The sequence below is a fragment of the Pseudomonas guariconensis genome (assembly GCF_024127895.1).
Taxonomy (GTDB): Bacteria; Pseudomonadota; Gammaproteobacteria; order Pseudomonadales; family Pseudomonadaceae; genus Aquipseudomonas; species Aquipseudomonas guariconensis_B.
This window is the reverse complement of sequence record NZ_JAMYBK010000067.1, coordinates 1-1,283: the sequence shown is the minus strand read 5'-3', so window position 1 is coordinate 1,283 and position 1,283 is coordinate 1. Positions and strand designations below refer to the sequence as shown.

The window sequence follows — 1,283 nt, the reverse complement described above, 5'->3', positions numbered from 1 at the left end:
GGCGGCGACCTGAGCCTGGACACCCTGGTGGACATCATCAACGCCGTGGACTTCGGCGGCATCGGCCATGCCTTCCTGGCCGACCGCGACGGCCAGGTGATCGTCAGCCCCGACAAGGCCCAGGTGATGAAGAACCTCAAGGACATCTACCCCGGTAGCACCTTGCGCGTCGAGCCGGGCATGCAGGACGTGACCCTCGACGGCCAGGCGCGGATCATCTCCTTCGCCCCGGTCGCCGGCCTGCCCTCGGCGCAGTGGTACATCGGCCTGTCCATCGACAAGGACAAGGCCTACGCCGCACTCGGCCAGTTCCGTACCTCGGCGATCATCGCCATGCTCATCGCCGTGGCCGCCATCGCCGGCCTGCTGGGCCTGCTGATCCCCGTGCTGATGCGCCCGCTGACCACCATGGGCCGCGCCATGCGCGACATCGCCGAGGGCGAGGGCGACCTGACCCGCCGCCTGGCGGTGCAGCAGCAGGACGAGTTCGGCGAGCTCGCCAGCTCGTTCAACCGCTTCGTCGAGCGCATCCATGCCTCGATCACCGAGGTGTCCTCGGCCACACGCCTGGTGCACGACCTGTCGGAGAAGGTGGTCAGCGCCTCCAACGCCTCGATCATCGGCTCCGAGGAGCAGAGCCTGCGCACCAACAGCGTCGCCGCGGCGATCAACCAGCTGGGCGCGGCCACCCAGGAGATCGCCCGCAACGCCGCCGACGCCTCGCAGCACGCCAGCGGTGCCAGCGAGCAGGCCAACGATGGCCGCCAGGTGGTCGACGCGGCCATCGACGCCATGACCGCCCTGTCGCTGAAGATCAGCGAGTCCTGCGGGCAGATCGAGGCGCTCAACGCCAGCACCGACGAGATCGGCAAGATCCTCGACGTGATCAAGGGCATCTCCCAGCAGACCAACCTGCTGGCGCTCAACGCCGCCATCGAGGCCGCCCGCGCCGGCGAGGCCGGGCGTGGCTTCGCGGTGGTCGCCGACGAGGTGCGCAACCTGGCCCACCGCACCCAGGCCTCGGCCGAGGAGATCCACCGCATGATCACCGGCCTGCAGGTCGGCTCACGCGAGGCGGTGCACACCATGAACGAAAGCCAGGTGTCCAGCGAACAGACCGTGCAGGTGGCCAACCAGGCCGGCGAACGGCTGTCCAGCGTCACCCAGCGCATCGGCGAGATCGACGGCATGAACCAGTCGGTGGCCACCGCCACCGAGGAGCAGAGCGCGGTGGTCGAGAGCCTGAACCTGGACATCACCCAGATCAACACCCTCAACCAGCA

At 68.7% G+C, this 1,283-nt stretch carries 1 pseudogene; it reads left to right on the top strand.

Annotated elements, in window-relative coordinates:
• Nucleotides 1-126: 126 nt before the first annotated feature.
• Nucleotides 127-1,283 (top strand): annotated as a pseudogene (gene mcpA, locus NJF35_RS24565) (methyl-accepting chemotaxis protein McpA); the annotation flags it as partial.